Below are 17,627 nucleotides of genomic sequence, written 5' to 3' on the forward strand. Positions count from 1 at the left end.
GGCTTATTATAGAGCGACCACCGGGGGGCAATGCAAACGCGATTCTGTGTAATTTTTTAGTCAGCCTCACCGAGGGCGGCACCCAGTTTGTCATCCATGGACTTGAGCAGGGCAGCGGCGGCATCAGACATGGTGTCCTGCTGGAGCAGGTCGTGGGTAATGTTGAGGGCGGCCATCACGGCAATACGCTCGGTGCCGAAGACCTTGCCGCTGGTTCGTATTTCCCGCATCTTGCTGTCCAGGTGGCTGGCGGCATCAATCAACGCCCTTTGCTGATCCGGAGGGCAGGCAACCAGGTATTCCTTGTCGAGGATCTTGACCTCAAGGGTCTTGGCTTGTTCGGACATTAGTGTTGCTCCAGCGCCCTTAGGCGCCCAATCATGGCTTCAATCTTGTTCTTGGCAAGATCGTTCTTCTGGATCAACTGAGCCCGTTCCCGCTGCCAGTCATCCTGCAGCTCGCGCATGGCCACATTATCCTGTTCCAGTTTTTTGCAGCGTTCAATCAGTCTGTCCAGTTTGTCCGCCAATGCCTGCAGTTCGGACTGTTCCATGGTGCGTCCAGTTACGTTAGAGGTGAATGGAACTAACTATAAGTGTGGACTGTAAGCTGGTCAATTTACAGGGTTGTCATGGCCTGCTTGGCGTGACAGCGCTCACTTCTCCCCGGTGTCTCCAAACCCCAAAGAGCGGCTCTGCCGCCAGGTGCTAAAGGCTGGCGCCAGTGCCACCAGAAGCGCGGTGGCAGGTACGGATGTGAGCAGTACCCACTCATTCAAGTTCAGCGGGCGCAGTGGGATATGTAAGCCGTAGTGGGCCAGTATCCAGGGGCTCAGAGCCAAAATTGCCAGCGTGCCCAGTGCCACCGCCAGGACGCAGGCCAACAGGGCCAGAACGACACATTCGATCACATAGAGTGCGGCCATCAGGGAAGGCGAAGCACCAATGGCGCGCAGCACGGCAATTTCATGGGCGCGCTGGGCCTGTAGGGTCAGCAGAACCGCGATCAGACCGATCAGGCTGGTGACAACCACAAAACCGGTGATGCCGATCAGGGCCCGCTCAAACTGGCCCATCAGGCGCCAGAGGTCGCTGAGGGCAACCCCTGGCAAAATGGCTGAAAGCGGCTCGGCGGCAGATTCGTTGATGGCCCGTTGAACCCGAAAGGTCAGGATTTTTTGCTCCAGCCCGGCAAATGCGGCGGTAATGGCGTGTGGAGTGAAGTCCCGGCCCTCGGCTTTGTCGGGGGTGAGCGTTCGCCCGGGAATGGCGACGCCGGACGACCAGCCGACGTGCATGGCTTCCATACCATCAAGGCTGATGTAAACAGCCTGGTCCACTGGTGTGCCTGTCGGGGCGAGTATGCCCGTCACCGTAAACGGTGTCTGCTCATGATTGGAAAAGCTGGTCTGCCCTCCGCCATGGGACAGCACGATGCTGTCGCCTACCTGATGGCCCAGTGCCCGGGCGACGCCGGCACCGGCTACGACATCGAAGATGCCATCAAACCACTGGCCTTTAGCCACCGTGAGTGGTTGCCCCTGGCCGTACCGAAAATGGGTCAGCATGCGGCTGTCGGTAGCGACCACGCGATAGCCCTTGTAACTGTCGCCCAGGGAGATGGGGATCAGCCAACGGATGTGTTCATCCTGTTCCAGTTTCTTGAAGGTGGACCAGCGGATATTGTTGGTGGCATTGCCGATATGGAACACCGTATACAGCAGCAGGTTGAGCTGGCCGCTTCGGGCTCCGATGATCAGGTCCGTGTCGGAGATGGTACTGGTAAAGGACTGCTTGACCTCGGTCCGCAAGTACTGGATGCCCAGCAGCAGGGTCACGCTGAGGGTAAGGGTCAGGCAGACCAGCGCCAGCACTTTGCGGCGATGCCAGAGGCTGGAGCTGGCCAGCGATAGTGCCAGGGCGGCTTTCATGATGACGTTCCCTGAAGTGCGATCTGGTGATGGAAGTGAGGGGCAAGAGTTCGGTCATGGCTGACAAACAATACCGAGCTGTTGCGTTCCTCGGCCAGAGTCAGCAGGAGGTCGAGGAATCGATCCCGGTTATCGCTGTCCAGGGCCGAGGTCGGTTCGTCGGCAAGGATAAGTTCGGGCGAACCGATCAGAGCGCGCGCGGCGGCCACGCGCTGTTGCTGGCCAATACTGAGGCGAGTGACCTTGCGGTGCCAGTGGTCTGCCGGGATTGTCAGTGCTGCCAGCAGCCGGTGCGCCTCATCGGTCGGCGAGGTGACCGTGGCGGCGCGGCGACGGGCTGATAGCCGGCAGGGCAGGGTGACGTTTGCTTCCGCGGTCAGATAGGGCACCAGGTTGAATTGCTGGAAAATCACCCCGACATGGTCAGCCCGGAATCGGTCCCGCGCGCCGGCGCGGGCTTGGTGAATGTCATTGCCCAGCATCTGGATGGTTCCGCTGTCAGGCGACAGCATGCCGGCCAGCAGGCTCAGAAATGTACTCTTGCCAGTGCCGCTCGGGCCGTGGATGAAGAGGTGTTCGCCAGCGGCAAGCTGGATATCCGGAAAGCAAAGCAGCGGCTGCTCCGGGGTCCAGCGAAAGCGGAGATTGCGGACGTCCAGCGCCAGCGCAGAGGCTTGGGAACTGAGGGGCATGGATTCTGTCTCGGTGATCATGTCGGTTGTGGTCTGGCCCGTGTATGATGCTTTGGCGCCCAACCTTTGTCTTGTGTGGAGAACGCTGTCTGATGGGTCCTGTTATTCGTTTTTCTTCCAGGCAACTGGTGCTCATGGTTGCACTGGCAAGCCTGCTGATTGGCTCCCTGAGTGCCTTTGCCGACTCCAGGGAAATTGACTGGCTGGAGCTGATGCCGGCAGAGGATCTTGCCCTGCTGGAAAATATGCCAGAAGTGGAGCACGAGGGCGATGGCCCGCCGCTACTTCCGGATGAAATCATGACCGGCCGGGTGGTTCCGGAAATGGACAACGTCGCGGGGCGGATTCCGGGCTTTGTCGTGCCTCTGAAGACCACCGAGGATATGCGCATTCTCGAATTTTTCCTGGTGCCCTACTATGGCGCCTGCATTCACGTGCCGCCGCCACCACCGAACCAGATCATTCACGTCAAATACCCTGAGGGCTTCACGATTGAAGCTCTGTATACCCCTGTCTGGGTAGAGGGCACGGTGCTGATCCAGCGTACCGAGAATGCCATCGGTACTTCATCCTATGCCATCATGGCCGATACAGTCTTCCCGTATGAGGATTGAGTTTACCGCGCCAGGCTAAACCGGGTTTCACCGCTGGGCAGTCGGATTGACGCCTGGCCAGCGGAGTCGATCCAGTCAATGTCCAGTTGATCGATGCCGGGGAAGCGGTCGGGAAGGTCTGTGGTCAGCTCGGTAGCGGAGCCAACGCCCGGGCAATTGAGCACCTGCGTCACTTCCACGTCAGCATGGCGCTGCCGAGGCGGGGCATCATGGTGCTGGTGATTCTCCTCATGGTCATCGCCTTCTGCCATGGACGCAATATCTGCGGTCGCATCCTTGACGAGACAGCTGGCGTCGGCGGTATTGATCAGGGGGGTTGTGCTCAGCCAGTCCTGAACGTTGAGGAGTCGCTGTTTCTGCGCTTCCGTCCTGGCCTCGTGCTCAAAACCAAGGAGGTTGTGGGCGGGTGAGGTGAAGATCAGGTCAACACGGTCATGACTGATCGCGATTTGTACTTCGGCGTGGCCATGTTGATGGGCGCCAGGGTTGTCACTGGCAAATAACGGTGTGCTGGCGAACAGGACAAGGGTTGCCAGTGGTCGAATGTCGGCAAGTTTCATGTCGGGCCTTTCCACAAATTGATATGTTATAACATATTGTATATTCCTTGCCGGAAAAGCAACCGGTCAGTGCCTACAGAGAGTCCGGATGCTAGGATAGTCACTTCAATCAATCACACAGGAATGCTCCGCTACATGTCAGAAGTTGACACCTCTGGTGCTGCTCGCATCGCTGAATTTGAGCGCTGGGCTAACGTCTTCACAGAACATAAGGCCTTCAGCCATCCATCGGAACTCCATGGTGCGCTCTGCGGCCGTCTCGCGGCAGGGGCCCGTTTACAAGACCGCGATTGGCTAACACTGGTGTGTGAGCACATGGGGCTGGCCGACACCGCGGCGGAAGAGTCCACCTCATTGGCGGATTTCATGGCCAGGGCCTACTCCGACACTCTGGCCACGCTGGAGGCCGCAGACATGAGCTTCCAGCCGTTGCTGCCGGATGACGACTACTCTCTGGACCAGCGTCTGCAGGCGCTGTCTGCCTGGATTCGGGGCTTCCTCGAAGGCATGGCGCTGGTATCCGGTTCGGCACTGGGCTCGGCACCTGAGGAAATTCGCGAACTGATCGAAGATCTGGTGGCCATCAGCCAGGTGTCCGAAGCGGAAGACGACAGCGACGAAAGCGAACAGCAGTTGACCGAAATCACTGAATACGTACGTTTGGGCGCACTGGCGGTGTTTACCGAATACAATGCGCCGAAACCGACTGCACCGAAGACACTGCACTAATCCCTGCCCAACCGGTGGAAACTATCGATATGTCATCAATCATTCCCGTCAAAGAGTTTGCCGAACGCCGCAAAAGACTGATGGAGCGCATGGCACCAGACAGCATTGCAATTGTCCCTGCGGCGCCCGAACGGGTCCGTAACCGTGATGTGTTGCATCCGTTTCGCCAGGACAGTGATTTTCACTACCTCAGTGGGTTTGGCGAGCCCGATGCAGTGCTGGTGCTGATACCGGGGCGGGAACATGGTGAATCGGTGATGTTCTGCAAGGAACGGGATCCGCAGAAGGAGCTGTGGGACGGCTTCCTTGCCGGTCCGGAAGGTGCTATTGAGCGCTACGGCGTAGACGATGCGTTTCCGATCGCCGATATTGATGACATCCTGCCGGGCATGATTGAGGGCCGCAGTCGGGTCTACTATCCCCTCGGCAAGGATCACAGCTTTGATGCCCGCGTTATGGACTGGGTGAAAACCATTGGCAGCAAGGTGCGGACCGGTGCCCAGCCACCCGGGGAGTTCGTTTCTCTGGAACACCACCTGCATGATCTGCGGCTTTACAAGAGTGCCAATGAGATCAAGGTGATGGCCCGAGCCGGGGAGATCAGTGCTGAGGCCCACTGCCAGGCAATGAAACGGGCCCGCGAGGGAGGCTATGAATATAACCTCGAAGCCGAACTGCTCCACACCTTCATGGCAAACGGCGCCCGTTCGACAGCGTACCCTTCCATCGTTGGCGCGGGAGCCAACGGCTGCATCCTGCACTACATCGAGAACCGGGATCCCCTCAAGGAGGGCGATCTGGTACTGATCGACGCCGGTTGTGAACTGGAGTGCTATGCCTCCGATATCACCCGTACGTTCCCGGTAAGTGGTCGTTTCAGTGAGCCTCAGAAAGCCCTTTATGAGGTCGTGCTGGCGGCTCAGGATGCGGCCATTGATGCGGTTCGTCCCGGCAATCACTGGAACCATCCCCATGAAGCCGCACTTGAGGTGCTGTGCCGGGGACTGCTCGATCTGGGGCTGTTGCAGGGTACGCTTGAGGAAGTGCTTGAAAATGAGGCCTACAAGCCGTTCTTCATGCACCGGACGGGACATTGGCTGGGCATGGACGTGCACGATGTGGGTGACTATAAGGTAGGGGATGTCTGGCGTGAACTGGAGCCGGGGATGGTACTCACTGTTGAGCCGGGGCTCTATATTGCCCCGGGCAATACCGACGTCGAGGAACGTTGGCGGGGCATTGGCATCCGCATTGAAGACGATGTGGTCGTTACCCGGGACGGTTGCCGGGTACTGACCAATGGTGTGCCGAAAACCGTCGCTGATATCGAAGCGCTGATGGCAAGCTGATGGAGACTGATCGCCAACTGGATACCGATATTGTTGTCGCTGGGGGCGGGCTCGCTGGGGCCACTCTGGCGCTGGCGCTGGCGCGGGCGATTCCTTCGCTGCGAATTACCGTGGTGGAGGCGTTTCCGCTGTCGGCGGATGCCGGGACGGAAAGTTACCAGCCCAGCTACGATGCCCGTTCCACCGCTCTGGCCTGGGGCTCTCGCTTGATATTCGAGGAACTAGGCTTGTGGGGCGCACTGGCACGTCACGCGACTCCGATTCGACATATCCATGTCTCTGACCGGGGGCGTTTTGGCGCGACCCGGCTGAATGCCGCCGAACATAACCAGGATGCTCTTGGCTACGTGGTGGATAACCGCTGGTTGGGGCTGTCGCTGATGTCCGCCTTGCAGACCTGTGACCAGGTCACCTGGCGGGCCCCGGCCCATGTGCAGGGCGTTAGTAATGTCGCGGGTGGGGTCTCGGTTCAGGTCGCTGAGGGCGACACTGCGCGTGAATTACGCGCCCAGTGTGTGGTCATTGCCGATGGCGGCCGCTCCGGATTGAGGGAACAGCTGGGGTTTCGCGTTGACACCAGCCGTTACGGCCAGCAGGCCTTGATTGCCAATGTCTCCACGGCCTGCAGTCATGAATTTACCGCCTATGAACGATTCACAGACGCCGGGCCGATGGCGTTGCTGCCCCACGGTGGCAGTGACCGTCCCGGTTATGACAGTGCCCTGGTCTGGACCCTGGCCGACGAGGCTCTTGAACAGATCCTGGCGGCTTCTGACGACGAGCGTTGCCAGCGCCTGCAGCAGCGTTTTGGCTGGCGGCTGGGCCGGTTCACCCGAATAGGCCAGTGTCACCATTATCCGTTGACCCTGACCACGGTTGATGAGGTGGTTCGACCGGGCATTGTGCTGATCGGTAATGCGGCGCATACCCTGCACCCGGTTGCCGGGCAGGGTTTTAACCTGGCGCTGAGGGGCATCATGGCGTTGGTGGAGCAGCTGCAACAGGCTCGAGCACAGGGTGAGAATCTGGGCAGTCTCCAGGCATTGCGGGCCTACCAGGAGAATCACCGTCAGGACTGGCAAAACACCGTGCGTTTCTCGGATTCCCTGATTCAGGTTTTTGGCCTTGATTTCCCGGCCATGAAAGTGGCGCGGGATGCCGGGCTTGTCGGGCTGGACCTGCTGCCGGGTGCCAAACGCTGGTTCGCCCGCAGCGCAATGGGCCTTGGTGGCCGGCGGCCGCGGTTTGATACTCCATTAAAGGAGTCTGCCGATGACTGAGTCTTCCTGCTACGACGTTGTGGTTGTTGGCGGCGGTATGACCGGAAGTGCGTTGGCACTGGGTCTCTCCCGGCAGGGCTGGCGTGTGGCGCTGATTGAGGCAGCAGAGGTTGCGCCATTGCTGGATACGCCGCGGGCGTCCCATTCTGTCGATGATTTTGAACCCCGGGTCAGTGCCATTTCCGCCGCCAGTCAGCGCTTGCTGGCGGATCTTGGTGCCTGGGCGGAAGTCGCCAGACAGCGTCATTGTCCTTACTCGGGCATGTCCGTGTGGGATGCTGAAGGTACCGGTCGGATTGATTTCGACGCGGTCAGCATGGGGGTAAAGGAACTTGGGGCCATCGTTGAAAACCGGATGTTGGTGAGGGCCCTGTTCATGACGCTGGCCGATAGCCCGGTCACACTGTATTCCGGGGCCTCGGTTACTGCGATGAGTCCATCAGAGAATGGCCTGCGCTCACTATCTCTGGCAGACGGTGGTTCGCTGTCGGCCACGCTGGTGGTGGCCGCCGATGGCGCCCTGTCTCGGGTACGACAATGGGCGGGCCTGCCGACTCGCGAGTGGGATTACCAGCAGCAGGCGATTGTCTGTACTGTCGAGTCGACCAAGGCTCACCAATACACCGCCTGGCAACGGTTCTCGCAGACCGGCCCACTGGCGTTCCTGCCCTTGCGCAGCGATGATCCGGCGGATGAGGGACGGTTCTGTTCCATTGTCTGGTCCCAGGACAGCGATGAGGCTCGCCGCCTGATGGCATTACCGGAGCCGGACTTTCTGGCTGAACTGGAGGTCGCCATCGAATCGCGGCTGGGGCCCCTGGTGGCGGTATCGCGCCGATGGGCCTTCCCGTTACGCCAGCGCCATGCGAAGGAATACATTGCTGAGGGCCTGGCCCTGATTGGCGATGCTGCCCACACCATCCACCCGTTAGCCGGGCAAGGCGTAAATCTTGGTTATGCGGATGTTCGGGTACTGTTGGATGAGCTGGGGCGAGCCAGAAAAGCGGGGGTGCCTGCCAATGATCCATTGCTGCTGGCTCGTTATCAGCGTCGCCGCAAGGGCGACAACCTTGCCATGATGGCGGCGATGGAAGGCTTCAAGCAGTTGTTTGGCCGTGATGAACTGCCGTTGCGTTGGTTACGGAATACCGGCATGCGCTGGCTCGACCGGGCCCGGCCGTTAAAGCACCGCATTGCCGCCCAGGCTATGGGGCTCATACACTGAACGCGGGTTTATCTAGCCGGCAGCCAGCGTAGAGCGCTGAACCCAGTATTGCACGTCCTGTACGTCGAGGAAGGCCTCCGCACCGGAACCGTGAAGCATGGCGAAGGTGGCCAGCATGCCGGCGAGGGTGCAGCTCGGAGCTGCAACGGTGACGCTGTGGGGGGCATCGGGAACCGGCCAGCCGGTGCGGGGGTCGAGGATGTGGCCATAGCGGATCCCGTTCCTGAGCAGGAAACGACGGCTGTCGCCACTGGTGGCCAGGGCGCCGCCCCTTAATGACAGGGTCTGATGGCTCTCTTTGCTGCGGCGATGGTCTTCAATACCCACCGTCCATGGACTGCCATCGCAGCGTGGTCCGGTGCAGGCCAGGTCGCCGCCGAAGTTGACCAGTACGGCACTGGGGCGGGGAAGGCTCTGCTTCAGGTCGAGCAACACCCGGTCCACCGCGTATTCCTTTCCAATACCGCCAAAATCCAGCTCCATACCTTCTGGCAAGGTCAGTTGTGGCCGGTGCCAGCGTACCTTGTTCCAACCAATCAGTTTTAACAGAGCCGTGACCGTTGGTGCGTCCGGCAAGTTGTCGCTGCCGTCGAACCGCCAGGCCCGCCGCAGGATGCCCGAGGTAATATCAAAGCGACCGTCGCTGAGCTCATGGCACTGGTTGGCGTAATCCAGCATCAGGGCAATGTCGTCATCTACGGTGATGGTCTTGCCGTGGCTGTGGTTGATCTGGTCAACGGGGTTGCCGGGGACGTATCGGGACAGGGTGTATTCCAGTCGCCAGGTCTCCCGGGCGGCATGGAGCAGGGCCTGTTCAGCCTGGGCCCGGCTGACGCCATCCAGCAGGATTTCGCAGGGGCTGGCCATGGCCTCGAAGTGGCCCTGCCAGCGGTGATCTTCACCGTCCAGGGTGGGCAGCGGGTGGTTCGCCGGATTGGCGACGGGATCGACAGGTATGGTGATCATGACATCCTCAGGAGGCCTGCGACGACGATCGCCGCAGGCCTCTGATGGTGGCTCAGCAAATGTCAGAAACTATAGCTGAGTTGCACCCACATGGCATCGGTGTCCGGGTACAGGTCCTGGTTCGTCAGCTTGCCAAAGCCTTCGTCACCGTCATTGCTCTGGATCATGTACTCGGCGCGGATCGCCAGTTCACGGTCTTCGTCAAAACGGTAACCCCACTTGGCGCCGAAGGTCAGGCCAGTGAGCTCGCCAAGACGGTAGTCGGCACTGGCCTCGGTCAGCGTTGGCGCACCGTTGTTGTACTCCGTGGCCGTCAGGTAACGTTTGTAGAAATCCGCTTCTGACTGCAGGTAGTAGCGGAAATGGGGTTCCAGGTAGCTGTTTGCCATCCGCAAGCGGTACTTCAGGTCGAGGGTGTGGGAATTGATGCCCCAGTCATCGAGCATGAAGCGGTAGGAACCATCCACCACGTCGCCGTTGCCCAGCATGTACTTGGTCTGCCAGTACAGGGCGTGTTTCATGCGGGTGTCGGGGCGGTTCTCGTACAGGTAGACCGGATTGCCATCCGTTTCGATCAGGTTGCCACCGTAGTTGATCCCGCTGGCATCGTCGATAACGCTCAGCAACTTGTACGGGTCGGTGAGATAGCCGCTGGAGTAACTGATACCGTAGTTGAACTGCATCAGGGTCTGGCGGTTGATGACTTGGGTTACGCCAAACAGGGCGTCGACCAGGGTCTTGTTGTCGTTGCTGTCGCGGGTAGCCGCGAATTCCTGATTGAACTGTGCGTCGGTCTTGCCGTCACGCAGAGCCATTCGGGAGAGTCCAATGGGGGCGCTGCCAACAGGATCCACCACATCCACGCCCAGGGACAGGCCGCCGGTCAGGGTGGTGTTCTTGTTGTTGAGGTGGCGGGACAGACTGCCGGTCACCGCCGTGGACAGGTAGTCATACTCCCGCGAGGCGTAGCCGCCAACACGGTAGGTGTAGTCGCGGTTCAGCGGTGCAGTCCAGGATGCTGACAGGGCAACACGGGTGTCTTTGAAGGTGTCGTCAAGCGGGGCCTCGCCAGCGGCGATATCATAACTTCCACTGCCGGAGGGGCTAGTAAAGGTTTGCGGCAGGTCGCTCGGAGTGGCACCGGAAGGTGACGCTCCGGTAAGGGTATCGGCCACAAGCTTGAGGTTCAGCTGACGCTCGCCATCGAAATTGCGGGTAGCGCTGACGACCGGTTCTGCGGCGCTGACACGGCTGTCACTTTCCGCGTAGACCAGCAGGGCGGTTTCGACATCCCATTCACCCGGCTCACCTTTGGCGAGGGTGTCCGTTGCCTGTACGCCGAGCAGGGCGCAGGTGGCGGCAGCGAGCGCGCGGCCGACCGGTTTTCCGTGAGTGTTCAGTTGCATCCGCAGCCTCCTCCGCCGAACCCGCGTCCACCACTGGACGCCTCCTTACTGAAATAGATGTGATCGTCGAGGCCGGCATCAACGGCGGAGACGGTCAGTTGCATGTCGGGGTCAGCCAGCAGATCCCGCTCCCAGGGCTTGACGCCCAGGTTGCTGCAGCCGGCGGCTGCGAGGATTGAGGCTATCACCAATGCGGTTCCCGCCAGCCTTGACCGGCGGGCGGAACTCCTGGGGCTATTGGACATAACGTGTTCCTTCTTAATGGGAAGAAGCGCAGATGTGTGCGCCTGATCAGTTCGAAGTGGCTTCGGCCTGCAGCAGGCTTTGGATTTCCGCTTCGTAATTGTCTATGCGGTCGATGTGGAAGCCGATGTGCTGGCTGTGAATGCGCCCCTCCCGATCAATCAGGTAAGCGCTGGGCATACCCATGACGCCGTAGGCTTCGGGGGTTACTCCGTCCGGGTCGTAGGCGACGGTAAAGTCGGCTGGAATGGCACTCAGGAACGCCGCCGCCGCTTCCGCTTCCTGGTCGAGATTCACGGCCACCACTTCAAGTCCCTGATTCTGATATTTTTCCTGAAGGGTATTCATCCATGGGAACGATTGCCGGCAGGGGCCACACCAGGATGCCCAGAAATCCACCAGAACAACCTTGCCTCGGAGATCGGCAAGGCTTACGCGGCCCTCACTGGTAGGTAAATCCAGGGACGGGGCCAGTTCCGGCTCAGCCATGGTCTGGGTGCTGAACAGGGCGGAACAGGCAAACGTCATGGCGAGCAGCGTTTTTTGACCCGATAAGAGGGGGGCAGGATAAACCATGGGTACAGCTCCAGTTGAAATCTTGAACCAGTGTATGGAGGCAAACTTAAGGAAGTCTTAAGCCTCGCGATCGATACTCAGAATCATCGTGATGTCGTTGTGATTCTGGAGAAGTGAAATGGCGCGAATGACTGTAATGGACAAGCTGACGTCTGCAGCGAACCGCGGGTGGCTGGCTGTCGCTGTCCTGTGTGCGCTGCTTGCCGGGCTGCCTGGGCTCGCTGCAGCGGGGGCTGGCGATGTTGAAGAGACCTTTCTGCCAGTGGATGAGGCCTTCAGCCCCGCCGTCAGTTATAACGGCGGGATGCTGTCCATTGACTGGACGATTGCGCCGGGCTACTACCTCTATCAGTCACGGATATCGGTCGAGGTGGCTGGCGAAAAGGTTCTTGATGGCGCCTTTGTGACCGAGCCGGACATAAAACAGGATCCATGGTTTGGTGAGCAGGCGGTGTTTCATGACAACGCCGGCTGGCAGCGATCGTTGGCTTTCGCCGGGACTCGTGAGGTCAAGTTCCGCTATCAGGGCTGTGCCGAGGCTGGGCTGTGTTACCCGCCTCAGACCCGGACCGAGCAGGTGGCCCCTGCCGCTGCAACGGCCATCAACTCGGGCGCTGTGGCCAGTGTGGTGCCGGTTGCCCCGTTATCCGGCGGCAATGTGGCATTGGAGCCGAGTGAGGCTGAGGGGCTGGCCAGCCTGCTGCATGAGGCTGGACTGGCGATGATACTGGGTACGTTTTTCCTGCTGGGCCTGGGGCTGACGTTTACGCCGTGTGTGCTGCCGATGGTGCCGATCTTGTCCAGCATCATCGTGGGCCAGAACGAGCAGGCCTCGGCCGGTCGTGGTTTTTCGCTGTCTGTGGCTTACGTACTCGGCATGGCTTCAACGTATACCGCGCTGGGTGTCACGGTGGGCTATCTGGGTGCCCGCGCCAATCTTCAGGCGGCCATGCAGCAGCCACTGGTGATCGTCATTTTCGCCGTGCTGTTTGTGTCGCTTGCGCTGGCCATGTTCGGGCTTTATGAGCTGCAGCTGCCGGCAGCCCTGCGGGACCGGCTCGATCGTTTGGGGCAGAAGTCCCGTGGCGGTCAATGGCTCGGGGTCGCGCTGATGGGGCTGATATCGGCTCTGGTGGTGTCTCCCTGTGTGTCTGCGCCGCTGGCGGGTGCACTGTTGTATATATCAACTACCGGAGATGCGGTCATCGGCGGTGGGGCGTTGTTTGCCATGGCGCTCGGGATGGGGGTGCCGTTGATTATCATCGGCACCACCGGCGCCCGGATTCTGCCCAAAGCGGGGATGTGGATGGAGCGGGTGAAGCAGTTGTTCGGTGTTGGCCTGTTGGTTGTCGCCCTTGGTTTGCTGGAGCGGATTCTGCCGCCAGCGGCCATGCTGATTCTTTGGGGGGGCTTGCTGTTGTGGTGCGGGATTCAGATTGGTTCACTGGAAAGCACGTCGACCGGCTGGACCGGTTCCCGCAAGACCCTGGGCGTATTGCTGTCGGTGTGGGGGTTGTTGCTGGTACTTGGTGCCGCGCGGGGTGAGGGTTCCCTGTGGCAGCCTCTTGCGGGCTTTGGGGTTGCAGATGGGGCGCTGCAAAGGCCGGTTCCTGAAGCGGAATTGTTTGAGATTATTGACGATGTCGAGACCCTGAAGGTGGCGCTTGATTCCGGAGAGCCGGTGATGATCGATGTCTACGCGGATTGGTGTATCAGCTGCAAGATCATGGATGAGGAAGTGTTCAGGACTCCGGACGTGATGGCCTGGTCGCAACGGGTGCGTTTCATCAAGCTTGATGTCACCGACTTCTCAGACGCCCAGAAAGTGCAGCTGGAGCACTGGCAGGTGCCGGGGCCACCCGCTGTGCTGTTCTTCTCTGGTCAGGGGGTGAGTCCGGGTGAGCCTGCCCAGAAACTGCTGGGTGAGTCATCCTTAGGGGCGGTGGTCGGGGGCCTGAGCCGGCTGGGTTCCTGATCTCCGGGGTTTCGGATACACTCGCCCTCCGGAACCCTAATCTCAGGAATCAAGTAACATGGCAGGAAGCAGTCTTCTCGCGCTGATCGACGACATCGCAACCCTTCTCGACGATGTCGCGGTCATGACCAAAGTCGCCACCAAAAAAACGGCCGGAGTGCTTGGCGACGACCTGGCGTTGAATGCCCAACAGGTCACCGGCGTTAGTCCCGCCCGGGAAATCCCGGTGGTGTGGGCGGTGGCCAAGGGCTCTTTCCTCAATAAGGCCATTCTGGTGCCGGCGGCACTGGCCATCAGTTTCTTTGCGCCCTGGCTGGTGACCCCCCTGCTGATGCTGGGAGGCGCTTTCCTGTGCTTTGAGGGCTTTGAGAAGCTGGTGCACAAGTGGCTGCATGCCAAGGAAGATCAGGCCCACAAGGAAGAGTTGCATCAGGCGCTGCAGGACCCCAAGGTTGATCTCAAGGAGTTCGAACGGGACAAGATAAAGGGGGCCGTTCGTACCGACTTCATCCTGTCTGCGGAGATCATTGCCATCACACTGGGCACCGTGACGGAGCAACCGATTGGTATGCAGTTCCTGGTACTGACGGTTGTCGCGCTACTGATCACGGTGGGCGTTTATGGTCTGGTCGCGGGTATCGTCAAGCTCGACGATGGCGGGCTTTACCTGAGCCGGCGTCCCGGTGAAGGCCGCTGGGCTGAGGGTGTTCGGGCCAGCGGTCGTGGCATCCTATGGCTGGCTCCGTTTCTGATGAAGGGGCTGTCGATTCTGGGTACCGCGGCCATGTTTCTGGTGGGGGGCGGTATCGTCGCCCACGGCATTGCGCCGGTGCATCACTTCATTGAAGCGCTGGCTCAGGGGCTGACTGGTCCGCTGGCGGCCCTGACGCCGACACTGGCGAACGGTGCTTTCGGGATTGTGGTTGGCGCGCTGGTGCTGGCGGTGGTGTCTGTTGTCGCCCGGGGCTGGCAGGCGCTGCGGGGCTAAGAGCGGTGTTGGTCAGTGGTTGCAGCTGTCATACAGGCGGCCGACCAGGACCGGTACTGCGGTTTCCACTCTCAGAATCCGGTTGCCCAGGTGAACCGCCTGGCAGCCGGCTTCGATGAGCTTGTCGACTTCGTAGGGAATGAAGCCGCCTTCCGGGCCAATACACAGGGTAGCCGGAGCGTTGATGTGAGTGGGGCAGGGCCGGTCGGTACCCGGATGGGCAACCAGGCCAGGGCGTTCCTGCAGGATGCCCGGTAACTCGTCCTCGACAAAGGGTTTGAAGCGCTGGCGCAGGTGTACGGTGGGCATCCGGGTGTCCCGGGCCTGTTCCAGTCCCAGCGTCAGGTTCTCCGTCAGTGCCTCCGGCTCCAGCCACGGCGTTTGCCAGAAACTTTTCTCAACCTTGTAGGCGTTGATAATCCAGATGTCCTTGACCCCAAGGGCCGCAACCGTCTGCAGGACCCGGCGAAACATCTTCGGGCGCGGCATAGCCAATACCAGCGTCAACGGAAGGGGAAGCGGGGGCCGTTGGTCCAGCGCCACCGTCAGTTCCGCGAGGTCGTTGTTCAACCGGGTCAGCCGGCCGCTGCCGATGGCACCGTTGACTCGTCCTACCGTAATTTCATCGCCCACCGAGGCTTTCAGCACGTCCGTCAGATGCCGCAAGCGGCGACCGGTCAGGCGTACCTGGTTGTCACCAACAAAATCCTCGTCAGTCAAAAGCGCCAGGTTCATTCCGTGCGGCTACCCGGATGACCGGATTCGTCATCGGTCTGAGCCGGGCGCTGGGCCAGCCGGCCAAAGAGGATGCCTACCTCGAACAGCAGCCACATCGGCAACGCCAGCAACGTCTGGGAGATAACATCCGGGGGGGTCAGCAGCATGCCGACAATAAAACAGACCACCACAATGTAGGGCCGCTTGGCGGCAAGATCAGCGGGCGTTGTCATGCCCGAGAGGATCATCAGGATGGTGGCAATGGGAATCTCGAACGCGACTCCGAAGGCAAAGAACATCTTCAGCACAAAATTCAGATAGCTACTGATGTCGGGTAATTCGACGATGCCTTCCGGTCCAATCGAGGTAAAGAAACCGAATACCAGGGGAAACACCACAAAATAGGCAAACGCCGCACCCAGATAGAACAGCACGACCGACGATGCCAGCAGTGGAAAGGCCAGCCGTTTCTCGTGGGCATACAGCCCCGGGGCAATAAAGCTCCAGATCTGATAAAGGATGAAGGGGATGGCGGCAAATACCGCCAGCACCAGCGCGAGTTTGAGCGGGGCAAAGAACGGCGAGGTGATATCCGTTGCGATCATGGTCTGGCCAACGGGAAGCAGCTGTCGCAGCGGGTCGGACAGCAACAGGTAGAGGTCATTGGCAAACGGGTAGATCGCCGCAAAACAGATCACCACCGCCAGCACAATCTTGAGCAGGCGGTTACGCAGTTCCAGCAGATGCTCGATCAACGTCATTTCCTGGGGTGCTGCGGTGGGCTCCGGGGGTGTCTGTCCGGTGGGAATTGAACTCATGAACGGGTTTCCGGTGCGCTGTCCTGAGCCGGTGGCTGGGTTGGCGGTGAGCCGGGGTCAGCGGGAGTCTCAGCGGTGGGAGGTGTTGCCTGAGTGGCTGATTTACGGCGAACTCCTGGGGTTGCCGGTGCCGGCCGGGTTGCAGGCTTGCCCGGGTCTGAGACGACCAGGTGTTCGTACTTTTTGGCTTCATTCAGGGCGTCACGAACGGTCTTCTCGACATCGTCCAGACCAACATCGCCGGCCTTTCGGAGCTGCTCGCGCAGCTCCTCGGCTTTGAGCTGACGATCCAGTTCGGAGGAAAACTGATTCATCAGGCGACGGGCATTGCCCACCCAGCGGCCAGCGGTACGCGCGGCCGAAGGCAGGCGCTCAGGGCCGAGCACCAGCAGGGCGATGACACCACAGATCAGTAATTCGAGAAAACCGATATCGAACATTCAGACGCGACTCAGCTGTGGGGCTTCTGCTCGGTCTTGTCTTCCGCACGGGTCTGATAGGCCGTGGCGTCGGACTGCTCCTCAACGGACTTCTGTTCGTTGGCGGTGGTGTCGTCATCGTTCATGGATTTCTTGAAGCCGCGGATGGCGCCCCCGAGATCTGAACCGATGTTGCGCAGTTTCTTGGTTCCGAACAGCAACACGACAATGCCAAGTACGATGAGTAATTGCCAGATACTGATACCCATAGTGGGGTCCTCGTTATTAACCCTTGGTTCTGTACGATTGTACGCTAGTGGCGGTGGTAACCAAAAAAATACCTTGGTAAACCGCGCTTACTGATCCCGGTTGGCTTTCTCTTCCAGTCCCGACAGGTCGAAGCGGCGCGCCAGTTCATTGAGTACGTCCTCCGGACCCAGGCCCAGCCGCGACAACATGACCAGACTATGGAACCACAGATCGGCAGTTTCATAGATCACATCGCGGTTATCGCCGCTGGTTTCCGCGTCTTTGGCAGCCAGCAGGGTTTCGGTACACTCCTCGCCGACCTTTTCGAGGATCTTGTTCAGACCCTTGGCGTGCAGGCTGGCTACGTAGGAGCTGTCTGGATCCGCCTGTTTGCGGGCTTCGAGTACCTGAGCCAGTTGTGCCAGTACATCACTCATTCATGATTCTCCCTGAGGTTTGCCGTAAATGGCGTCGGGATCCTTGATCACCGGGTCGGTAGTGACCCATTCTCCGTCCACCAGCTTACGGTAAAAACAGCTGCGGCGACCGGTATGACAGGCGATGCCGCCTCGTTGTTCCACTTTCAGCAGGATGACGTCGGCATCACAGTCGAAACGGATCTCGACAACCTGCTGCTGGTGCCCGGAGGATTCGCCCTTGCGCCAGAGCTTGCCCCGGGAACGGGACCAGTAGATGGCAATGCCTTCCTTTGCAGTCAGGGCGAGAGACTCGGGATTCATCCAGGCCATCATCAGGATTTCGCCGTTTTCGGCATCCTGGGCAATGGCTGGAACCAGGCCGTCGTCGTTGAACTTGACGGCGCTCACCCAGTCCGGGCTTTCGACATTAGGTAAAGATTCTTTCATTTCGATGAATTCCTGTGCTTTGGTC

22 protein-coding genes are annotated in these 17,627 nt (G+C 59.9%); 7 read left to right on the forward strand and 15 right to left on the reverse strand.

Annotated elements, in window-relative coordinates; genetic code table 11:
* Positions 1-56: 56 nt before the first annotated feature.
* The 4 genes from BLV11_RS13010 to BLV11_RS13025 all read right to left on the reverse strand — a co-directional run bounded on the left by BLV11_RS13010 (position 57) and on the right by BLV11_RS13025 (position 2,622).
* On the reverse strand, positions 57-347 hold the full coding sequence (locus tag BLV11_RS13010) for a cell division protein ZapA (protein ID WP_091815035.1): 291 nt from the start codon (positions 345-347) through the stop codon (positions 57-59).
* Entirely contained in the window at positions 347-553 is a 207-nt protein-coding gene (locus BLV11_RS13015) for a TIGR02449 family protein (protein ID WP_091815038.1), read from the reverse strand. The genes BLV11_RS13010 and BLV11_RS13015 overlap by 1 nt, the downstream gene beginning before the upstream one ends.
* Positions 554-655: 102 nt before the next feature.
* Positions 656-1,930, reverse strand: a complete 1,275-nt coding sequence (locus tag BLV11_RS13020) for an ABC transporter permease (protein WP_091815040.1) — start codon at positions 1,928-1,930, stop codon at positions 656-658.
* Positions 1,927-2,622, reverse strand: coding sequence for an ABC transporter ATP-binding protein (locus BLV11_RS13025; RefSeq protein WP_245726028.1), 696 nt, complete (start codon positions 2,620-2,622; stop codon positions 1,927-1,929). Before BLV11_RS13025 ends, BLV11_RS13020 begins: the two co-directional genes overlap by 4 nt.
* A gap of 134 nt (positions 2,623-2,756) precedes the next feature.
* On the opposite strand from BLV11_RS13025, the gene BLV11_RS13030 reads away from it, so the two are divergent.
* A complete protein-coding gene (locus BLV11_RS13030; RefSeq protein ID WP_245726038.1) occupies positions 2,757-3,236 on the forward strand; it encodes a DUF3299 domain-containing protein in 480 nt (159 codons plus the stop codon).
* A gap of 2 nt (positions 3,237-3,238) precedes the next feature.
* Here the strand turns inward: BLV11_RS13030 and BLV11_RS13035 are convergent, their stop codons facing one another.
* Positions 3,239-3,796 carry a ZrgA family zinc uptake protein gene (locus tag BLV11_RS13035; protein WP_091815047.1) on the reverse strand — a complete coding sequence of 186 codons (558 nt, stop codon included), beginning with the start codon at positions 3,794-3,796 and terminating at the stop codon, positions 3,239-3,241.
* 135 nt (positions 3,797-3,931) lie between these two features.
* Between BLV11_RS13035 and BLV11_RS13040 the strand changes: the two genes are divergently transcribed.
* The 4 genes from BLV11_RS13040 to BLV11_RS13055 are packed head-to-tail and all read left to right on the forward strand — an operon-like array spanning position 3,932 to position 8,379.
* Positions 3,932-4,525, forward strand: a complete 594-nt coding sequence (locus tag BLV11_RS13040) for a UPF0149 family protein (protein WP_091815050.1) — start codon at positions 3,932-3,934, stop codon at positions 4,523-4,525.
* A 29-nt stretch (positions 4,526-4,554) separates the two neighbouring features.
* Positions 4,555-5,874: a Xaa-Pro aminopeptidase gene (gene pepP / locus BLV11_RS13045; RefSeq protein WP_091815053.1), complete on the forward strand. Its 1,320-nt coding sequence runs from the start codon at positions 4,555-4,557 to the stop codon at positions 5,872-5,874.
* Positions 5,874-7,154 (forward strand): 2-octaprenyl-6-methoxyphenyl hydroxylase, encoded by a 1,281-nt coding sequence (gene ubiH, locus BLV11_RS13050; RefSeq protein ID WP_091815059.1) that lies wholly within the window; start codon positions 5,874-5,876, stop codon positions 7,152-7,154. The genes pepP and ubiH overlap by 1 nt, the downstream gene beginning before the upstream one ends.
* Complete coding sequence (locus BLV11_RS13055; RefSeq protein WP_091815062.1) at positions 7,147-8,379, forward strand: UbiH/UbiF/VisC/COQ6 family ubiquinone biosynthesis hydroxylase; 1,233 nt, start codon at positions 7,147-7,149, stop codon at positions 8,377-8,379. Before ubiH ends, BLV11_RS13055 begins: the two co-directional genes overlap by 8 nt.
* A 12-nt stretch (positions 8,380-8,391) precedes the next feature.
* Here BLV11_RS13055 and BLV11_RS13060 read toward each other — a convergent pair whose 3' ends face one another.
* The 4 genes from BLV11_RS13060 to BLV11_RS13075 all read right to left on the reverse strand — a co-directional run bounded on the left by BLV11_RS13060 (position 8,392) and on the right by BLV11_RS13075 (position 11,570).
* On the reverse strand, positions 8,392-9,345 hold the full coding sequence (locus tag BLV11_RS13060; RefSeq protein ID WP_091815065.1) for an FAD:protein FMN transferase: 954 nt from the start codon (positions 9,343-9,345) through the stop codon (positions 8,392-8,394).
* 62 nt (positions 9,346-9,407) lie between these two features.
* On the reverse strand, positions 9,408-10,751 hold the full coding sequence (locus tag BLV11_RS13065; RefSeq protein WP_091815068.1) for a DUF3570 domain-containing protein: 1,344 nt from the start codon (positions 10,749-10,751) through the stop codon (positions 9,408-9,410).
* Positions 10,742-10,996 carry a DUF4266 domain-containing protein gene (locus BLV11_RS13070; protein ID WP_091815072.1) on the reverse strand — a complete coding sequence of 85 codons (255 nt, stop codon included), beginning with the start codon at positions 10,994-10,996 and terminating at the stop codon, positions 10,742-10,744. Before BLV11_RS13070 ends, BLV11_RS13065 begins: the two co-directional genes overlap by 10 nt.
* Positions 10,997-11,042: 46 nt before the next feature.
* Positions 11,043-11,570 carry a TlpA family protein disulfide reductase gene (locus BLV11_RS13075; RefSeq protein ID WP_245726029.1) on the reverse strand — a complete coding sequence of 176 codons (528 nt, stop codon included), beginning with the start codon at positions 11,568-11,570 and terminating at the stop codon, positions 11,043-11,045.
* 118 nt (positions 11,571-11,688) lie between these two features.
* Here BLV11_RS13075 and dsbD point away from each other — a divergent pair, with 118 nt between their 5' ends.
* Both dsbD and BLV11_RS13085 read left to right on the forward strand, forming a co-directional pair.
* Positions 11,689-13,545, forward strand: coding sequence for a protein-disulfide reductase DsbD (dsbD, locus tag BLV11_RS13080; RefSeq protein ID WP_091815075.1), 1,857 nt, complete (start codon positions 11,689-11,691; stop codon positions 13,543-13,545).
* Between the two features lie 58 nt (positions 13,546-13,603).
* A complete protein-coding gene (locus tag BLV11_RS13085; RefSeq protein WP_091815078.1) occupies positions 13,604-14,533 on the forward strand; it encodes a DUF808 domain-containing protein in 930 nt (309 codons plus the stop codon).
* A 12-nt stretch (positions 14,534-14,545) separates the two neighbouring features.
* Here the strand turns inward: BLV11_RS13085 and BLV11_RS13090 are convergent, their stop codons facing one another.
* The 6 genes from BLV11_RS13090 to hisI all read right to left on the reverse strand — a co-directional run bounded on the left by BLV11_RS13090 (position 14,546) and on the right by hisI (position 17,602).
* Entirely contained in the window at positions 14,546-15,268 is a 723-nt protein-coding gene (locus BLV11_RS13090) for a 16S rRNA (uracil(1498)-N(3))-methyltransferase (protein ID WP_091815081.1), read from the reverse strand.
* Positions 15,265-16,068, reverse strand: a complete 804-nt coding sequence (gene tatC, locus BLV11_RS13095; RefSeq protein WP_091815084.1) for a twin-arginine translocase subunit TatC — start codon at positions 16,066-16,068, stop codon at positions 15,265-15,267. The genes BLV11_RS13090 and tatC overlap by 4 nt, the downstream gene beginning before the upstream one ends.
* Positions 16,065-16,508 (reverse strand): Sec-independent protein translocase protein TatB, encoded by a 444-nt coding sequence (tatB, locus tag BLV11_RS13100; RefSeq protein WP_091815087.1) that lies wholly within the window; start codon positions 16,506-16,508, stop codon positions 16,065-16,067. The genes tatC and tatB overlap by 4 nt, the downstream gene beginning before the upstream one ends.
* Before the next feature lie 11 nt (positions 16,509-16,519).
* A complete protein-coding gene (tatA, locus tag BLV11_RS13105; protein WP_091815090.1) occupies positions 16,520-16,756 on the reverse strand; it encodes a Sec-independent protein translocase subunit TatA in 237 nt (78 codons plus the stop codon).
* Positions 16,757-16,843: 87 nt separating this feature from the next.
* Positions 16,844-17,173 (reverse strand): phosphoribosyl-ATP diphosphatase, encoded by a 330-nt coding sequence (locus tag BLV11_RS13110; protein ID WP_091815093.1) that lies wholly within the window; start codon positions 17,171-17,173, stop codon positions 16,844-16,846.
* The gene (hisI, locus tag BLV11_RS13115) at positions 17,174-17,602 is read right to left on the reverse strand and encodes a phosphoribosyl-AMP cyclohydrolase (protein WP_091815096.1); all 429 of its coding nucleotides are present in this window, start codon (positions 17,600-17,602) and stop codon (positions 17,174-17,176) included. It abuts the gene before it with no gap.
* Positions 17,603-17,627: the final 25 nt, after the last annotated feature.

Source organism: Marinobacter mobilis (genome assembly GCF_900106945.1).
GTDB classification, from domain to species: domain Bacteria; phylum Pseudomonadota; class Gammaproteobacteria; order Pseudomonadales; family Oleiphilaceae; genus Marinobacter; species Marinobacter mobilis.